A 281-nucleotide genomic window follows, 5' to 3' on the forward strand; every position below is an offset into this window, starting at 1 on the left:
TACTTAAAATAAAATTATAAATCTATAAAACAAACACTACTTTGTATAGTAAGTTGTTTGTATCATTAAAGGTATATTAATCCTTACATGATAATGAAATCAATTCATCCGATCACCCAATACGCTTTGCCTGAAGTCAATAATAGCAGCAGCTTCATGCTCTTCCTGCATTACTTTCTCTATTTGAACAACAATATCGGGATATTTCTCAGCCAGATTCGTTTTTTCTGCAATGTCTGTTTGAAGGTCATATAGCTCCAATTTCCCTAATTCTGTATTAC

Annotated in this window: 1 protein-coding gene; it reads right to left on the minus strand. The window is 31.7% G+C overall.

Annotation, left to right across the window (positions count from 1 at the left end; genetic code table 11):
- Positions 1–99: 99 nt before the first annotated feature.
- The coding region (locus FNN09_RS21275; protein WP_221932568.1) for a hypothetical protein at positions 100–281 on the minus strand (182 nt) is incomplete at its 5' end.

It is taken from the genome of Carboxylicivirga sp. M1479 (assembly GCF_007097485.1).
Classification (GTDB): domain Bacteria; phylum Bacteroidota; class Bacteroidia; order Bacteroidales; family Marinilabiliaceae; genus Carboxylicivirga.